The sequence below is a fragment of the Bernardetia sp. MNP-M8 genome (genome assembly GCF_037126285.1).
Classification (GTDB): Bacteria; Bacteroidota; Bacteroidia; order Cytophagales; family Bernardetiaceae; genus Bernardetia.
Map to the genome: position 1 here is coordinate 1918074 of NZ_CP147012.1, position 16012 is coordinate 1934085.

Below are 16012 nucleotides of genomic sequence, written 5' to 3' on the forward strand. Positions count from 1 at the left end.
ACTTCAAAAATTTATTTCGTTTTGCAAACAGATAAAAAAAATACAGTATGGATATTAGGTAATCGTTCTGATGCTATAGAGATTGCTAAAAATAATAATTTGCGTGTCATTCTTCTGTACAATAAAAAGCTCAAAAATCATAAAGCTGACACCTTAGAACAAATCTCTTTTACATGGTCTAAACAAGAATGGAAGCATTTTGTTGAAGAATTATTGAAAAAAGAACTTAATCCCATAGCTATTCTTGCACCAACTGAAAAATCAGTTCTTCCTGCTGCTTGGATTAGTGATATAATACAACCAAATTTTTATACTTCTATTGAAGCTGCATTGCATTGTACCCACAAACCAACAATGAAAAGAGTAGCTCAAAAAAATGATATTCCGTGTGCTAATTTTTTAGAAAATGAAGTAGGAAATAACAAAATATCAAAACAAGAGCTTATTGAAAAATTAGGCTTGCCAATGGCTTTCAAAACCTGTACAGGGTCAGGAAGTAGAGGAGCTTTTATTGTCAAAACAGAAGATGAAGTCCCTCAGCTTTTGAAAAAAGGCTATATGGCAGAGAGTTTTGTAGAAGGTATTGAATGTAGCATTGAAGCTGTTGTACAGAATGGAGAAGTATTATTTCAGAATATTACAGAATATACAGAACCTAAATTTGCAAATCTTGTTCCTGCTACTTTTTCATCAGAAATTCAGAAGAAAATTTTTGAGTTTAATAAAAAAATAATTGCAGCTTTGGGAGCTAAAAATGGAATTACTCACACCGAAGTTTTTATCCAAAATTTAGAACAAAGTGATGTAGAAAAAATAAATTTAGTGTTTGGAGAAATGGCTATTCGCCCACCAGGTGGTTATATTATGGAACTTTTGAAACTGTCTTATCAAAAAGATTTTTGGCAAGTTTGGCTAGATACTTTTTTAGGAAATAAAATAGATATAGAAACTACTAAAGCTAATTTTTATAGTGGTTTGCGTCTTTTTCATCCACCAGCAGGAACGCTGAAGTCTGTCAAAGGAAAAGAGTTTATCAAATCGATTGAAGAGTTACAAGAATTTACACTTTCTGTTAAAAAAGGTTCTATTATTAATCAGCGAGAAGGAACAGGACAAAGTATAGGGCATATTGTCATACAAGGAAAAGAGAGTACAAAAATTAAATCTTTGTTAGAAGAAGTTAAGGAAAAACTTGTCTTTGAAATGGAATAAAACAAAAATACCTTTATCAAATAGATGATAAAGGTATTTTTATATCTTTTACTTTTCGAAAGTAAAAAAGTATAAATAAATGATTAATTATATTTTGCACCATTTATTTTTCCTTCTGTAATTTCTACAGAATTGTTCAGACCACATACTTTTGTTTTGAATGTTCCTGTAACAGTTTTGTTTGTAGTATCGATATTTGTAATGGTAATTGCAGCTCCGTCATTTGAAGCACAAGTATTTGAAATAAGTGAACTTCCTCCAATAGGAAGAGTACGATAAACAATAGAAGGAATAAGATTGACACCACTTGTATCAACAGAAGCATTTAAGGCTTGTGTTCCTGTTTGGGCTTTAAATGAAATGATAAAAGTGCGTCCATTGCCACTTGCAGCAGTTAAAGAAATGTTGTCTCCTGTTTTGATGCCAGAAGAAAGAGAAGAAGCATTCCAAGGCTCACCATCAATAAGTGCAGAAATTACTGCTTCTGGATCTATTTCGTCATCGCCTTGACAAGACCACAAAGAAAATGAAGTAGCTAAAAAAGCAATAAGAAGCACTGTATTTTTCCAATTAAATTTCATAGGTATAGATTTTTCGGATAATATAATATAAGAATAAATAAGATAATAAAACTGATTTATATAATTCAGTTAGAGAAAATCAACTTAATGTGTGTAAATATGTAAAGTACAACTACAAAAACTAGCGCAAAAATTGAGATTCTAATTAATAATAAATAAATCAAGATTTGTAAAAGAATGTAAATATACAATATTTCATTTTTGTCTATACGCTTAAATATGAATTAATGCTGCTTTTTACTTTATAATTTAGTTACAAATTATTCGATAAAAACAATTTTCCCCACAAAACCTTCACTTCCATCTCGCCTAGAAACATATACCAAATAAACACCACTTTTTGATTTGGCATTATTATAATCTACTCCATTCCAAGTAGCTGTCCCACCAAAAGAATTAGTTTCATAAACCAATCTTCCACTAATATCAGTAATTTTGACATTTGCATCTTGTGTAAGACCTTCAATAGCAACTACTCCATTAAATTCTGGTCTTACAGGATTAGGAAATATTTTTACAGTCGAAAAATCAGTTTTAGCTACTGTTGAAGTACCACGGTAGGAAATAATGCCACTGGGAGTGGCAAAAAATACTTCTCCAGTTTCATCTTGAACTTCAATATCCAAAATTTGATTACTAAAAAGAGGGCTGTTTTCTACTGTAAAGTGTAGAAACTGTTTTGAAGCATCTTCTGAAAAAAGCCATGCTCCGTTTGTCGTTCCAAACCATTTTCTATTTCCTCCATCTAATGAAATACTGGTAATGGTTTCATCTCTCAATAATTGCCTAGATTCAAAAAAGACATCTCTAGCATTCAAATCTTGACTATTGAAGATACCAAAAATATCAGAAAAAGTACGAACACTAGCACTTACTTCGGCTGATGTTCCTATCCAGATAACACCATTTTGGTCAGATTTGAGAGCTGTTATGTTATTAGAAGCTAAATTTCCAGCATTTACAGATTCTATTAAAATTTTACTTTCACCTTCTTCATTAAAAACCAAAATTCCCCCTTGTACAAAACGACTAAGTCTTGCCCAAACATTATTATTTTCATCAATTTCAAGTGATAGAGGAAAAGTAGTTCTAGTTTGATTAAAACGAAATCCTTTCCAAGAAGCAGCTGTATCATCATTTGGTTGTTTTCTCAAATAAGCATCTTCTCTTAAATTACTTCCAGAGAGAGCTACCCAAATATTACCCAAATTATCACTTTCTACATCAATAACTCGGTTATGAGGTAAAGGAGAGTTGGTAGAGTCAAAAACTGAAAATGTGTCATCAGCCAAATTCCAAACTAAAATACCATCTTGAAGAGAAGCAAAATAAACTCTATTTTCTGTTTCTGAATAGGTTGCTCCTACTAAATCTCTAACATTTGGAATGGGTTTACTTGTAATATCTCTGTTTTCTGCATTATAGTTTGTCCATTCTCCCTTTTCAAAAACATAAAAGCCTGTTGTTCGGTTCAATGGATTAAAAGGCTCTGTATATCCACCTGAAAAAGCAATAATTTTTCCTTTTGCCTGTATAAATCCCCATGTATTCTGACTATATGTTCCAGACGGAAATAAGGAAACAAAATTAGTAGAAGTGTTTGTAACTAATCCAGTTCTGTTATCAGCTATCCAAAGGCTTCCACTTTCAGAAATGGCTTGGCGAGGAGCTTTTATTAAGTCACTTTCTATCTTATTTATTTGAAGAGAAGAATTAGCTCCTTCAATTTGATAAAGCCCAGTTTCAGACGATATAAAAAGAGTTGTTAAATTTGTTCTATCTTCACTTATATCATACACGTTGGAAATTGGGATTTGAGAAATTGGATTACTTGTCGTTCCATTGTAAGTAAAAACGCCTTCATTTTGGATTGAAAAAAGAATTATTGTACTATTTGAACCAATAGACTCCACCACTTTATTTTGAGTAGAAGGAATTGTTTGCCAGTTTCTAAAGTCATTTTTATTGACAGAAGCATTGAGAGAAATATATCGAACACCCTTTTCTGTTGCTGCATAAATAATATTATCTTGAATAGTTGTAGCAAATACTTTTATTATTTCTCCATTTTCACCTAAGTTTTGGTAGGAATTTCTGATGCGTTTGTTTTTTGAATCTTCTACATCAATTTCTAAAATTCCAGCATTTGTACTTACCCAAACTATATTTTGAAGATAGTAAACATGATAAATCTGCTTATCTAAAATGGCTGCATCTTCGAAAAAAACAGGAAAGTTCTTAATTTCATTATCTGACAAAAAATCTATATTTCCATTCGTATAAGCAATTAAAAGTTGGTTTATCTTGGGTAAATACTGTAAATAAGCAATCCCAATATCCGAAAGACCATCTATTCTTGAAATGACTTCAAGGTTTGAAAACTCTTTATCATAAAAAAATAAACCATTTTGAGAAGCCACATATACTTTTTCTTCACTTGTAGCAACTGTTTGAGCATCAAAATAAGTTAGGTGTGTTCGCCATTCCCCTAAAGCAATATTTTCTTCATTCTGTGCTAAAACTAGGCTGTGGAAGAAGAAAGTAAAATAGAGAATACTGAGAAATAGAGCATAAACCAAATTCTTGTAAATGAGTGAGTTATTTAGGTGTAAATTTTTATTTATTATACTTTTCATATATTTTTTATAAACTTATAGGTAAAATTTTCATAATGCAGAACGCATATTTATTCACGTTCCAAAAAAACAAAATTAATTTTAATTAATCTTTGCTTTTCTGATTTTTTAAGTATTATTTTGTGCCTTTAATCGTTGGAGGTTATGCAAGGTGCAATACTTCTTTAACAATTACTACTTACTAATTTTAGTTTTCTCTAAACAAACGAATCTTTAAACAAAGAAAATATGAAATCTATCAAAACTCTTGCTTTTGCTTCTCTTGTTGCTTTTTCTACTTTGACTCTTGTTGCTTGTGATGGTACAAAATCAAGTGATGCTACTAATGATACTACTACTGTAATCATTGATGAAACTATCATCGACGAAACTGATGATGCTTCTAATATGATGGAAGCTGCTGGTGACTCTTTAGAAGTTGCTGCTGATTCTTTGGGTGCTGCTGCTGAAGAAGTTAAAGAAGGTATGTAAGAATATAAAATAAACGTATATAGGTTTATTTTTATAAAAAATAGTTAAAGGTTATCATTTAGAAAGTGATAGCCTTTTTTCATGCCCATGATTTTGATACAAAAAAAGTAGTTAAGATTATAAATTATTGATATTATTTTGTATTTTAGAGTGTTCAAATTTGACTATGTACAGTTGATTCAAAAAACTAATTTATAAAAATAGCAATGAAACTCTCCAAAAAACTAGGCTTCTTCAGTGCTTTTTCACTTCCCTTTATGCTCATTTTGGGATACTATTTGGGAGGAATGGGAAATTATTTGACAATTATATTCGTTTTTGGTATAATCCCACTTTTAGATTATTATATTGGAACAGATACCAAAAATATCGAAAAAGAAGAGGAGGCTAAATTAAGTGAAGAGTTATTTTTTAAGTTTGTCCTTTACTGTTGGGTTTTTATTCAGCTTGGACTTCTGACTTGGGCTATGTCTGTTATAATTTCTAACACTCTTGTTTGGTGGGAAGCTGTTGGGTTCACTATTTCGTTAGGATTGGTTACAGGAGGTGTAGGAATTACAGTAGCACACGAACTTGGACACAAGACCGACAAGCTAGACCAGTTTTTTAGCAAAGTCTTGTTGTTTACAGTTGGCTACATGCATTTTTTCATAGAACACAACAGAGGACATCACGTTTGGGTAGCTACTCCACATGATGCAGCTACCTCTCAAAAGAATGAAAATTTTTATCACTTTTGGAAAAGAAGTGTAAGCGAAAGTTACCAACATGCTTGGAAATTAGAAAACGAAAGGCTAGAAAGGAAGAATATATCAAAGAAAAGTAGTGAAAATGCGATGATTTGGTACACAGCTTTACCTATTTTTGGAGTAATTATTTCTACCCTTTATTTTTCAATTTATAAAGGTAGTTTGGCTTGGGAAGTTCCTATTTTATTAGTTTGTCAAGCTATTATCGGGTTTTCACTTTTAGAAGCTGTCAATTATGTAGAACATTATGGAATTGTTAGAAAAGAAATTGCTCCCAATCGCTATGAGAGAGTAAATCCATTTCATTCTTGGAATAGTAGTCATAAGGTAAGTAACTTTATTCTGTTTCAACTTCAACGTCATTCTGACCATCATGCATTTGCTACTAGAGAATATCAAGTTTTAAGACATTTTGATGAAAGTCCTCAACTTCCTTCTGGTTACCCTACCATGATTTTGATAGCTCTTATTCCTAGTTTATGGTTTAAGAAAATGAATCCAATTTTAGAACATTGGAAAGAAGCTGTTTATGAGAAGCCAAATTAGAAGTATTTTTATACTTTCATTATTGCTGTTTGTACGAAACAAAAAAATTCCCTTTATTCAGTAGATTAAATCAATAGAATAAAGGGAATTTATATTAAAGTAATATAGAATAAAGATTATTCTTCAATTACGTTTAATTTAATTTCTGGTTGTACTTCTTTGTGAAGATAAACAGAGATTGTATATTCTCCAAGCATTTTGAGGTCGTTTGGCATCGTGATATTTCTACGATCCACTTCAAAACCTTTTTCTTTAAGTGCTTCTGCAATTTGAATAGGAGTAACTGCACCGAAGATTTTACCAGACTCACCTGCTTTAGTACGAATTTCTAAAGTTACGGCTGCTAATTGGTCGCCCAATGTCTGAGCATCTTCTTTGTGTTTGGCGAGCTTACGAGCTTGTTGGCGTTCAGTTTCAGCTACCGATTTACGGTTAGACGCTGAGGCTACCATTGCAAGTCCTTGTGGAATAAGATAGTTACGAGCATAACCAGGTTTTACTGATACGATATCGTTTCTATCTCCTAAGCCTTTAACGCCTTGTTTTAAGATAATATCCATAATCTATTTTTGAATTATAGGTTTTAATAAATAAAATAGGAAAGAAGGCAGGCTTATTTTCCGTTGTCATCAACAAATGCCAATAGACCTAAGTGTCTAGCACGTTTTACAGCTTGCGCTACTTTACGTTGGAATTTGAGGCTGTTACCTGTGATACGACGAGGTAATACTTTACCTTGATCGTTCAAGAATTTTTTCAAAAACTCAGCATCTTTGTAATCAACATACTTGATACCTGATTTTTTGAAACGACAATATTTTTTGCGACGCTCTTGTCTTGAGCTGTGGATTGGTTCGTTGATTAAAGGCATAATCTATGAATAGTTTTTTGTAAAAAAAAGGAAATGAGATTGAAAAAAAATCAAAACAAAAAGAAATTATTTTCTTTTTGGCTTATCGTTTTCTTCTTCTTTAGGAGTTTCTTTCTTTTTATTAAATTCTCCATTACGACGACGCTCATTAAAAAGCATAGAATGCTTGTCAAGAGCTACCACTAAATGGCGCATTACATGTTCTTCACGTTTAAATTCTGTTTCCAAACCTTTTAAAAGTTGTGGGTCAGCTTCAAACTCAAAGTAGTGATAATGTCCACTATGTTTCTTTTGCATCGGATAAGCAAGTTTTTTCAAACCCCAGTTCTCACGATTGTAAATGTTTGCACCGTTATTTGTCAAGTAGTTGTAGAACTTATCGCTAATTTCTTGCAACTGACTCTCGGACAATACGGGCGTGAGAATAAATGTTACTTCGTAATTTCTCATACCAAATCAGTTAATAGTGTAAAAAAAATGAAGTGCAAAGGTAAGGTTTTATTTTTTGATTTGCAAAAAAAGAATTGTTTTTTAACTAAAATCCAAAAGGCATTTTTGTATTTCCATATATAAAATCCATTTTTTCTTTATAGGCATGTTCTTTTGCATTTCCACCAAAAATCAAAGCAAAAATAGAAAAATCGTCTTCCTCTTCTACTTTATGTTTTAGCGATTCTTTCCAATTTTTGAGAGAAGAAAATGTAGTTTCATTTTCATGTTGGCAAATTTCTTTTTCAGAATTTATTTTTTCTTTACAACGTCTTATAACTTGACCTAAACGTTGTGGCGAACCTCCATAATAATCATATAAAAAACTCTGTTTTAGAGCTTTTATATTCATTTTTAAATCTTTTATTTGAGATTTCAAGATTTGATTATAATATTCAATTTCTTGGTCTGCCAATTTAGATATATCTCCTTTATTACGTGTTTGGTGTTCGATATTGAGCTTCAAAAGCTCAAAAAAATCATTGTCATTGTAGGCTTGAGTAATGCGCTGCATGAGTTCATTTTTTCGTGCTTGTTCGTCTATATCAGCTTCTAAATCGGGGTGTAATTCTTTTACTAAACGCTTGTAAATGCCTTTTACCGTTTTGGTACGTTCTTTTTCTTCTTCTTTTTCATTTTGCTTTTTAGCAGCAAATTTTTCATCCGTTTCTATTCTCTCTTGTTCTCTTTCACCTTGTTCTTCCTTTTGTTTTTCAAACATGGCTTCCATTATTTTTTTCATTCCGTCCATACTAAAATCAAAATCTTCAAGGTCTATACCTCCCAGCCCCATCTCTTCTAAATCATTTTTCATTGTTCCTAACATATCTTCTTTTGCTTCATTTTGGACTTCTTCTATAGTCATATCAGCATGTTTATCATGCAATTCTGTTACTCTTTCTTTGATTTGTTCATCCATTGGATACTCCATAGATTCACCTATTACCACATCTAGTTCTTCGAAAAAAATGTCCATTAGTTTTTCAGTATGTTTTTTTGATAATTTTTGGTCAAAAAAAGCATCCATTTTTTCTAATTTTTCTACACGCAATTTTTGCAAAGTATCTAATTCTGGAAAAATTTCTGAATGAACACGTTGCTGAATTTTTCTGATTTCTTTTTCTAATCCCTGTAATTCTAATTTTCTTTTATCAATTTCTTTTATATTCCTATTATAGGTTTTTTGAGGAGTTGATAAAGTTGCCTTTTTTGAAGGAATTACTAATACATCAGTTGCAGAGCTTTGAGTTGCTTTTTTTGTGGTTTTCTTTGCCATAACAAGTAAAATTGATTTTTTTATAGATGAAAATACAAAATCTTTATCTGTCCTAGAGTTTATCACAAAGGTAAAAATATCTATACTTTTTTTATGTAGTAAGAAGATAAAGTTTTTCCTTATAAATTTCACTCCTCCGAAGATTAATACATATCCTTAAATGTCATTTTGCTACTTCAACATAAAACTCAATAATTTCGTACCTTTAGTTAGAACAAAAAGCAATAAAACTATACAGAAGAATGGGATAGAGAAGATAAGTTTTTATAAACAAATTCCTAGTTTGGAATATTACGTTTTGATTTTACAGGACAAGCCACAAGTAGAAATATACAGAAGAATGAAGCTAGAAAAACAAGACATCAATAAATCCTCATGGCAAATCGAAACCATCACAGGAATAGAAAAAATGCTATCTTTTCCTACTTTAGATATAAAAATTCCATTTACAGATATTTATAGAAAAGTAGAGTTTTAGGTTTGTTATCTAATAGTAGTTTTTAGACAACATTTGATGATGGAGGAAACAAACTTTTAGTAAGCAAAAAGCTAATATTATTTTTTATAAGCTCTAAAAGTATTTCAGAGCCTATTTCTCCTCCGTCATACGAATAATGGTAAACTCCAAAAGTAATCGTGAATTTATTCTTTAGATAATTTGAGAATTTTATCAAATCAGAAAACAAGACATCATAATTAATATCATCGTGAATTTCTATGCTAAGTATTAATTTTTTCTTTTCTATATCTTTACTCCATTGTTGAATAGAAGAATATCTATTTTTACTTTTTTCTTCCCACAAAGTAACTATATTGTTCATTTTTTCATTTGAATCTATATCTGTAAAGATTAATTGATCGTAATTATAATACTCATCAGCCTCTTCGATGTATGGACTACTGGCAGAAGAGTTGGTAGATAAAGAAGGAAGTCCTTTTTGGAGAAATAATAGTTTGTTTAAAACACTTTTTTTGAGTAAAATGCTATCATTATAATAGTTCCATAATATCAAATCTATTTCTCCAATTTCTTTAGATAAACCATATTCCTCTAATTGGTTGTAGTTAAGAATAAGTTTATCTAAAAAAAGTTCTAATTTTTGTGCTAAATTATTCCCTTCAAAATGTAAAGTAATATTTATTGTAGGTAGTTCAGAATTTATCCTAGAAATATTTATTGAAAATTTTTTATCTTCTAAAACAAAAATGAGCTTTTTTATAAAATTTACTCCGTTCAGTGTCAAATTATTAGTATCAAAATTAGTATTGTCAATAGAGTTATAAATTTGATGTTTAAAATAATTAATTGACTGAATAACAGTAGCACTTGTAGAATTTAGTGCTTCATTTGCAATTATAAATCCTAATGTATTAGGTTCTATATAAAAATCTATACTAATAACTAATTTGAAATCATTCATATATTTGAGTTTTGTTTTACTATTGAGTAGCAGATTTTTAATGTTAACAAATATAAAACTTTGTCAGTAGTTTTTTGGTAATCCAAAACAACTCTGACAATAGTTTGTAATAGAACTATTGACAGCCTTCTAAAAGGACTGTTAATGTTTTAATAATTAATAACCAAACAACTAGCATTAATTTTGAGTAATTTAGAAACAGAATCATCTAAAACACAAAATCTATATGCGTTTTTTTTTACTTGTATTTTCTTTCTGCTTATTTTTTCAGACTTTTGTATTTTCTCAAAATGAGAATACGCTAAAAGAAGGATTACAAAACCTTCAATCCAAAAATTACCCAAAAGCAATTTCTATTTTTGATGGATTACTACTCAAAGAACCTCAAAATACGGCTCTGCTTTACAATCGTGCGTATGCTACGCTGCTGCTGCATCAGTCTAATAAAGTCATCGAAACCAAAACAGAAGATTTGCGTTTCAAAAACTTTCAATCTCAACACGATACACTAAAACACGCTTATAATTTGGCTTCTCAAGCCTTAGAAAATTATAGAGCTTTGTCAGAATCAGACAAAAACAAACTCATTTCGGAAGGAATAGGCAATTTTAAAGATGTTTTTAACCTCAAAGAAGGCATTGCAACAGCAGCTTCAAATTTGATTGTCGATGCTTTTTATTATGTTCCTTTTCAGCGTTTGCCACTTACGCCTCCTTACAATCGCCCAGAAAATGCAGATACGACACAGGCTTTGCGCCATATTTTGGTCTTACAAGCAACTGATTTTTTGGAAACCTATCAAAAAACTCGTCCATACAACGGAATCAGAAACGCTCGTCGAAGTCTGTTGAAAGAATTTATAAATATTCCAGATTTACGTGCTAGAGGAACAGGAAATGGTTATTTGTATGAAAAATATTGTGATTGTATTTTGGAAGATTACACCGAAGACGAACTAAGAAACATTATTCCAGAATTTTATGGTGCAGATTGGAATTTTCCTGAATATGGCTACAAAAATAAAGAAGAATACAAAAAATTAGAAGCCTTTGCCAAAACAAAAAACATGACAGTTTTGCAGCTTTTTTGTAAACTGAATCTTCATTATAAAGGAGTTATTTATGAATCTAATAATGATAAGTGTATAAATTGTGATTTGTATGAAGGTTTTATAAAAGAGTTTGCACCTCATCAACTTGCCTTTGTAGCCGTTCAGAAGTTGGCTAGTCCGTTGATTGTTGATAAAAAATGGAATGAAGCCAGTGCAGTTTATCAAAAATTCAAGCCTTTATTTGTTCAAAATAATAATGAGAAAAACTTTGGTGAAAACGATTTTGATAAAATAATTGCTCTTCTAAATGCAAAAGAAGACAATCTCAACTTAAAGAATTTAGGACAAAACGTAAATACAAAAGGCTACGAAACTGCACCAGTTCCATTTTTAGATGCGTATGGAAATGAAGGACTTTATTTTTGTAGAATGGATTTGGGAACAGGGCAAGATGTGTATTATTCGATGTTTGAAAACGGTAAATATTCGAAAGCAATTCGTTTGCCTGATGGCGTAAATACAAATACGCATGAAGTTCCTCAAAGTGTCAGTTTTGATGGAAATACGCTTGTTTTGTTCGGAAATTATGGAAGTCTTGATGCCTATAAAATTGAGTTACGACAACAAAATAACAAACTAGGAAATGGAGATTTGTTTTTTGCAGAACGAAATATAAAACAAGATAATACTACAAATTCTCCCACTTGGGGACGTATAAAAGCCTTTCCTTTTCCTGTCAATACACCAAATTATGAAGCAGGTTTGAGTTTTTCAGTTGATGGAAATGCTGTTGTTTTTTCGTCGGATAGAGAAGGCGTAGTAGGAAATTATTTACCCAAAGCTCCTAAAGACCGTTTGTATTTTCACGGAAGAGAAGAATTTAATATTGATATTTTTGTAAGTGAAAAAAATCAAGAAACTGGAGAATGGAACGAACCAATAAACTTGGGCGAAATTATAAACACTCCTTTTGCCGAAACGCAGCCATTTTTGCATCCAGATATGAAAACGCTTTACTTTGTTTCGGACGGACATTATGGACTTGGGAGTGGCGATATTTTTATGTCAAAACGTTTAAATCCAAATTCTTGGACAGAATGGTCTGAACCTGTAAATTTAGGAAAAAGCATCAATACGCCATTTTTGGATGGTTTTTATATGGGAACTTCTGGAGAGTTTGCTTTTATTGTTTTGAAAAACACAGAAACAAATAATCAACAGAATCAAAATAATTCTTACAAGACCAATTATGACATTTATCGTTTTGAAGTGCCTGAGCGTTTTCGTCCAGACCCTGTTTTGCCACCTACAATTATCATAGGAAAAATTGTTGATAAGAATGGAAAAGGAATTCAGACACAAATTTTTATAGAAGATTTGACAACAGGAAAAATTATTTCTTCAACAAAAAGTAATGCAAAAGATGGCTCATTTCAAGTTCAAATTTCAAGTAATTTACTTTCTAACTCAAATTCTACTTCTTCAAAAATAGGAATGTATGCAAAACAAGAAGGTACGTTTTCTACTTCTCAAAATATTTCTATCAATCAGAATGCAAGTCAAGGAAATAAAGGAGGAAATACTGAAAATAATAATGGAACAAATCAAACAGGAATAAAAGACAAACCGATTATTTTTAACGCCAATCAAAACCTAGAAATTTATGAAATATCCGAACTCATAGACGACCAAAAAACAGTCCGACTAAATAATCTATTTTTTGATTTTGATAGTTATGCACTACAAGAAACTTCTTTACCTGAAATATATCGTCTTTTTGAAATTTTGAAAGAAAACCCAACGCTGAAAGTAAATATTGAAGGACATACTGACAACACAGGAAAAGCAGATTATAATTTACAACTCTCAAAAGACAGAGCAAAAGCAGTTTCAGAACAACTTATTTCTTTAGGAATTGATAAAAGCAGAGTAAGTTATGAAGGATTTGGTTCTCAAAAACAAATAGCTGATAATTTTAATGAAGAAGGAAGAGCCAAAAATCGTAGAGTTGAATTTAGATTGTCTAAATAAAAAATAAAACCCACGAGTAAATTCGTGGGTCAAATTCAGTTACTTACAATATTTAGCTTTCAGTTCAGCGACTTCATTCCCATATTGATTAGCATACCCTAATTCTTCAGCTATCTTTAGATCAGCACAAGCTTTCTTTAGCTTATTTTTTTCTATCAGAATCAAAGCTCTGATTTTATAAGCATAAGAGTTGGTAGGAAATAGTTCAATAGAATAGTTAATGTCTTCTAATGCCCCTTTTATATCTCCTATTTTGAGTTTGCTATAACTTCTATTACTATATCCTAATGGCTTGTCAGGAGCTAGTTTTATAGATTTGTCAAAAAACTTAATAGATTCTTGATACTTACCCATAACTTGATATTTGAATCCTATATTTACATAAGCTGGGACATAATTAGAATCAATTTTAATTACTTGATTCAAGTATTTTAGAGTTTCATCAGGTTTGTTTACCTCATCACAAACTGCTGCTAAATTATTTAACGCATCAAGATTAGTAGAATCTGTTTCAATAGCTTGAATAAAGTCACTATATGCGCCTTCGTAATCCATAATATAAACCTTCATTTCACCTCTACTTGATAAGAAAAAAGCTTTATTTTTTAGATTATAAGCTTTTTCTATACCTAAAGAATAATCTAAAATAGCTTTATCATACAATTTGAAAGCTTGGAACAATGATCCTCTCATGCTATAAAGATTCATAGAATCAGGCATTTCACTAATAGCAAAACTTAGTATATCTAAAGCTTCTTTATATTCCTTTTTCTCAATTTTTTCGTTTGCTTTATCAATATATCTAGTAGCACTTTCTGATTGTGCAAAACTAAAAGTTGTACATAGAGAAATTAGCAAAGCTATTACTATTGTTTTCATTTTGTAGTCTTAGAGTTAAAATAAAATCTTACAACTGCTTAAATGATTTTGCAATTTCAACCATTTGTTTTTCAAATAAGGCTCTCTGATTTTTGGCAGTCCATTGAGCAATCTGATAATAATTGTCTTTTCCTTTTATGATTGTAAAGCTATAATAGACAGCAATTTTATCTTGTGTTTGTCCTTGAATGGTAAAGTTTTTGGCAGCTAAACCATTAATTTCCCAATCTTCGATTTCAGTACGTGCGCTGATAGTTATGGTTTCACCAATAGAATGATTTATAATATCTGTATAGCCTTTTAAATTTGGTGGATATACTTCTTCTGCATTATTATCTATTATCTTTTTAGTAAACTCTTTACGGTCTTCTTCTATTACAATGACAAAAAGTTCTTTATCAAGATTTTGATATTGAAGTGAAGCATTAGGGTTTAGAGAATCGGTTGTACTCAAGAAGTCAGGCAATTCTAAAGAATAGTCGTTGTTGATTTCTATAATTTTGTTCATAATTTAGTATTTTTAGGTTTTATAGAAGCAAAGTTAGTCATTTTAAAATCTCATCATTAGAATTTTTGAAATGACTTTATAGTTTTATTTTTTATCAAAAAGCTATACAAAAAGTAATAATAAAGTCAGAATAACTCCTGCTAAGGTAAAATACAAGCCTTTCTTGAAAACACTTGTCTTAGGTAAAAACATAAAGAATGAAGAAAATGAAAAGAATAGTAGCGCAATTCCAAAAAAGATATTAAGAAAAAACAATGAATCACCAGATTTTGACTTGTGTAGATGTGTCATTTTATCCAAAATAAAAGGTAGTTCTTTTACTTTATAGTCAGCTATTCCAGTTTCTTTATCATATATTCCATTTTGAAAATAGATTTTATTACTTTCTTCTTTAGTAACCTTTAGTCTCCTCATTTCTAATAATTTACCTAACTCATCTGAAGAAGCATTTACTTTTATTTGTTTTGTAACTTCCCTTTCTTGCTTGAACGCATCCGAATCTCTAAAAATCAAAATAATTCCACTAAGCGCATACACACTCATAATTCCAACTAGAAAAAAGCCTAAATAGCGATGAATAATTCGTATCTTTAAAGACATAGAGTTTTTATTTGCCATTGTTTTTTTGATTGAATTTTATAAGAATAGTTTTGTAGTCTATAAAAATACATTTATTTAGAATGATTATAAACAAAGTCAAAAGTAATAAATCTTTTGGGTTTTGCTACCACTCATATTGCTTTTTAAGTTATATTCTATTTTAACCACATGGCATTCTGTGTGAAACAGATTTTTTTTTATTAGTTTGAGTATAAAATGGTAGGCAAATCAAAAAAAGCACTTGTTTTTTACAAAAAAAAACTCACTCATTTGAAATAAGTGAGGAAATACTATTAAGAAAAATATTTTTATTAACGCAATTTAAAGCGTTTGCTATCTCTTACTTGACTTACTGTATTCTTGATACGAGTAATATCTTCCATAGAAGCTCCTGCTGTAAGAATATCCAAATCTGCACTTGAGACAATTACTTCTACATTTTCCAAACGTTGGCGCAGTTCATCATTTTCTTGCATTATCATATCAAGTTGTTGTTGTTCTTGTTGACTAAGACGACGAGCAACTTCTAGTTTTTTTACTTTATAGAAATAATTTGTGACAATAGCACTTGTAGCAATTCCAAATGTACTACCAAATATAATTAATAGCTCTAGCATAAATGTTGGATTAAAGTTGATTCTAATGTTATCCTAATGTACGAAAAAAAACTAAATCAAGTTATATGAAAAAA

16 protein-coding genes are annotated in these 16012 nt (G+C 30.5%); 5 read left to right on the forward strand and 11 right to left on the reverse strand.

Annotation, left to right across the window (positions count from 1 at the left end; translation table 11 throughout):
* Positions 1-21 precede the first annotated feature (21 nt).
* Positions 22-1212 carry an ATP-grasp domain-containing protein gene (locus V9L04_RS07905; RefSeq protein WP_338793553.1) on the forward strand — a complete coding sequence of 397 codons (1191 nt, stop codon included), beginning with the start codon at positions 22-24 and terminating at the stop codon, positions 1210-1212.
* A gap of 83 nt (positions 1213-1295) precedes the next feature.
* Here V9L04_RS07905 and V9L04_RS07910 read toward each other — a convergent pair whose 3' ends face one another.
* Entirely contained in the window at positions 1296-1793 is a 498-nt protein-coding gene (locus tag V9L04_RS07910) for a DUF6252 family protein (protein ID WP_338793554.1), read from the reverse strand.
* Between the two features lie 260 nt (positions 1794-2053).
* The gene (locus tag V9L04_RS07915) at positions 2054-4429 is read right to left on the reverse strand and encodes a two-component regulator propeller domain-containing protein (protein WP_338793555.1); all 2376 of its coding nucleotides are present in this window, start codon (positions 4427-4429) and stop codon (positions 2054-2056) included.
* 228 nt (positions 4430-4657) lie between these two features.
* Here V9L04_RS07915 and V9L04_RS07920 point away from each other — a divergent pair, with 228 nt between their 5' ends.
* Both V9L04_RS07920 and V9L04_RS07925 read left to right on the forward strand, forming a co-directional pair.
* Positions 4658-4900, forward strand: a complete 243-nt coding sequence (locus tag V9L04_RS07920) for a hypothetical protein (RefSeq protein WP_338793556.1) — start codon at positions 4658-4660, stop codon at positions 4898-4900.
* A 206-nt stretch (positions 4901-5106) separates the two neighbouring features.
* Positions 5107-6195, forward strand: a complete 1089-nt coding sequence (locus tag V9L04_RS07925) for an alkane 1-monooxygenase (protein ID WP_338793557.1) — start codon at positions 5107-5109, stop codon at positions 6193-6195.
* Between the two features lie 116 nt (positions 6196-6311).
* Here the strand turns inward: V9L04_RS07925 and rplI are convergent, their stop codons facing one another.
* The 4 genes from rplI to V9L04_RS07945 all read right to left on the reverse strand — a co-directional run bounded on the left by rplI (position 6312) and on the right by V9L04_RS07945 (position 8831).
* Positions 6312-6755: a 50S ribosomal protein L9 gene (gene rplI, locus V9L04_RS07930; protein WP_338793558.1), complete on the reverse strand. Its 444-nt coding sequence runs from the start codon at positions 6753-6755 to the stop codon at positions 6312-6314.
* A 53-nt stretch (positions 6756-6808) separates the two neighbouring features.
* Positions 6809-7066, reverse strand: coding sequence for a 30S ribosomal protein S18 (gene rpsR / locus V9L04_RS07935; RefSeq protein ID WP_338760526.1), 258 nt, complete (start codon positions 7064-7066; stop codon positions 6809-6811).
* Positions 7067-7132: 66 nt separating this feature from the next.
* On the reverse strand, positions 7133-7516 hold the full coding sequence (gene rpsF / locus V9L04_RS07940) for a 30S ribosomal protein S6 (RefSeq protein WP_338793559.1): 384 nt from the start codon (positions 7514-7516) through the stop codon (positions 7133-7135).
* A gap of 85 nt (positions 7517-7601) precedes the next feature.
* Complete coding sequence (locus tag V9L04_RS07945) at positions 7602-8831, reverse strand: hypothetical protein (RefSeq protein WP_338793560.1); 1230 nt, start codon at positions 8829-8831, stop codon at positions 7602-7604.
* Positions 8832-9114: 283 nt separating this feature from the next.
* Between V9L04_RS07945 and V9L04_RS07950 the strand changes: the two genes are divergently transcribed.
* Positions 9115-9309, forward strand: a complete 195-nt coding sequence (locus tag V9L04_RS07950) for a hypothetical protein (RefSeq protein ID WP_338793561.1) — start codon at positions 9115-9117, stop codon at positions 9307-9309.
* 22 nt (positions 9310-9331) lie between these two features.
* Here V9L04_RS07950 and V9L04_RS07955 read toward each other — a convergent pair whose 3' ends face one another.
* Positions 9332-10252, reverse strand: a complete 921-nt coding sequence (locus tag V9L04_RS07955; RefSeq protein ID WP_338793562.1) for a hypothetical protein — start codon at positions 10250-10252, stop codon at positions 9332-9334.
* Between the two features lie 226 nt (positions 10253-10478).
* Here V9L04_RS07955 and V9L04_RS07960 point away from each other — a divergent pair, with 226 nt between their 5' ends.
* A complete protein-coding gene (locus tag V9L04_RS07960; RefSeq protein WP_338793563.1) occupies positions 10479-13334 on the forward strand; it encodes an OmpA family protein in 2856 nt (951 codons plus the stop codon).
* A gap of 39 nt (positions 13335-13373) precedes the next feature.
* Here the strand turns inward: V9L04_RS07960 and V9L04_RS07965 are convergent, their stop codons facing one another.
* The 4 genes from V9L04_RS07965 to V9L04_RS07980 all read right to left on the reverse strand — a co-directional run bounded on the left by V9L04_RS07965 (position 13374) and on the right by V9L04_RS07980 (position 15938).
* Complete coding sequence (locus tag V9L04_RS07965; RefSeq protein WP_338793564.1) at positions 13374-14213, reverse strand: hypothetical protein; 840 nt, start codon at positions 14211-14213, stop codon at positions 13374-13376.
* Positions 14214-14241: 28 nt separating this feature from the next.
* A complete protein-coding gene (locus V9L04_RS07970) occupies positions 14242-14721 on the reverse strand; it encodes a hypothetical protein (RefSeq protein WP_338793565.1) in 480 nt (159 codons plus the stop codon).
* Between the two features lie 102 nt (positions 14722-14823).
* Positions 14824-15339 carry a hypothetical protein gene (locus V9L04_RS07975; protein ID WP_338793566.1) on the reverse strand — a complete coding sequence of 172 codons (516 nt, stop codon included), beginning with the start codon at positions 15337-15339 and terminating at the stop codon, positions 14824-14826.
* Positions 15340-15632: 293 nt separating this feature from the next.
* Positions 15633-15938 (reverse strand): hypothetical protein, encoded by a 306-nt coding sequence (locus V9L04_RS07980; protein ID WP_338793567.1) that lies wholly within the window; start codon positions 15936-15938, stop codon positions 15633-15635.
* Between the last annotated feature and the right edge of the window lie 74 nt (positions 15939-16012).

What these genes read in the sequence shown, in the direction of transcription:
- V9L04_RS07910 (WP_338793554.1), bottom strand. Translation starts at nt 1,793, where the DNA reads ATGAAATTTAATTGGAAAAATACAGTGCTTCTTATTGCTTTTTTAGCT.
- V9L04_RS07915 (WP_338793555.1), bottom strand. Translation starts at nt 4,429, where the DNA reads ATGAAAAGTATAATAAATAAAAATTTACACCTAAATAACTCACTCATT.
- V9L04_RS07920 (WP_338793556.1), top strand. Translation starts at nt 4,658, where the DNA reads ATGAAATCTATCAAAACTCTTGCTTTTGCTTCTCTTGTTGCTTTTTCT.
- V9L04_RS07925 (WP_338793557.1), top strand. Translation starts at nt 5,107, where the DNA reads ATGAAACTCTCCAAAAAACTAGGCTTCTTCAGTGCTTTTTCACTTCCC.
- rplI (WP_338793558.1), bottom strand. Translation starts at nt 6,755, where the DNA reads ATGGATATTATCTTAAAACAAGGCGTTAAAGGCTTAGGAGATAGAAAC.
- rpsR (WP_338760526.1), bottom strand. Translation starts at nt 7,066, where the DNA reads ATGCCTTTAATCAACGAACCAATCCACAGCTCAAGACAAGAGCGTCGC.
- rpsF (WP_338793559.1), bottom strand. Translation starts at nt 7,516, where the DNA reads ATGAGAAATTACGAAGTAACATTTATTCTCACGCCCGTATTGTCCGAG.
- V9L04_RS07945 (WP_338793560.1), bottom strand. Translation starts at nt 8,831, where the DNA reads ATGGCAAAGAAAACCACAAAAAAAGCAACTCAAAGCTCTGCAACTGAT.
- V9L04_RS07955 (WP_338793562.1), bottom strand. Translation starts at nt 10,252, where the DNA reads ATGAATGATTTCAAATTAGTTATTAGTATAGATTTTTATATAGAACCT.
- V9L04_RS07960 (WP_338793563.1), top strand. Translation starts at nt 10,479, where the DNA reads ATGCGTTTTTTTTTACTTGTATTTTCTTTCTGCTTATTTTTTCAGACT.
- V9L04_RS07965 (WP_338793564.1), bottom strand. Translation starts at nt 14,213, where the DNA reads ATGAAAACAATAGTAATAGCTTTGCTAATTTCTCTATGTACAACTTTT.
- V9L04_RS07970 (WP_338793565.1), bottom strand. Translation starts at nt 14,721, where the DNA reads ATGAACAAAATTATAGAAATCAACAACGACTATTCTTTAGAATTGCCT.
- V9L04_RS07975 (WP_338793566.1), bottom strand. Translation starts at nt 15,339, where the DNA reads ATGGCAAATAAAAACTCTATGTCTTTAAAGATACGAATTATTCATCGC.
- V9L04_RS07980 (WP_338793567.1), bottom strand. Translation starts at nt 15,938, where the DNA reads ATGCTAGAGCTATTAATTATATTTGGTAGTACATTTGGAATTGCTACA.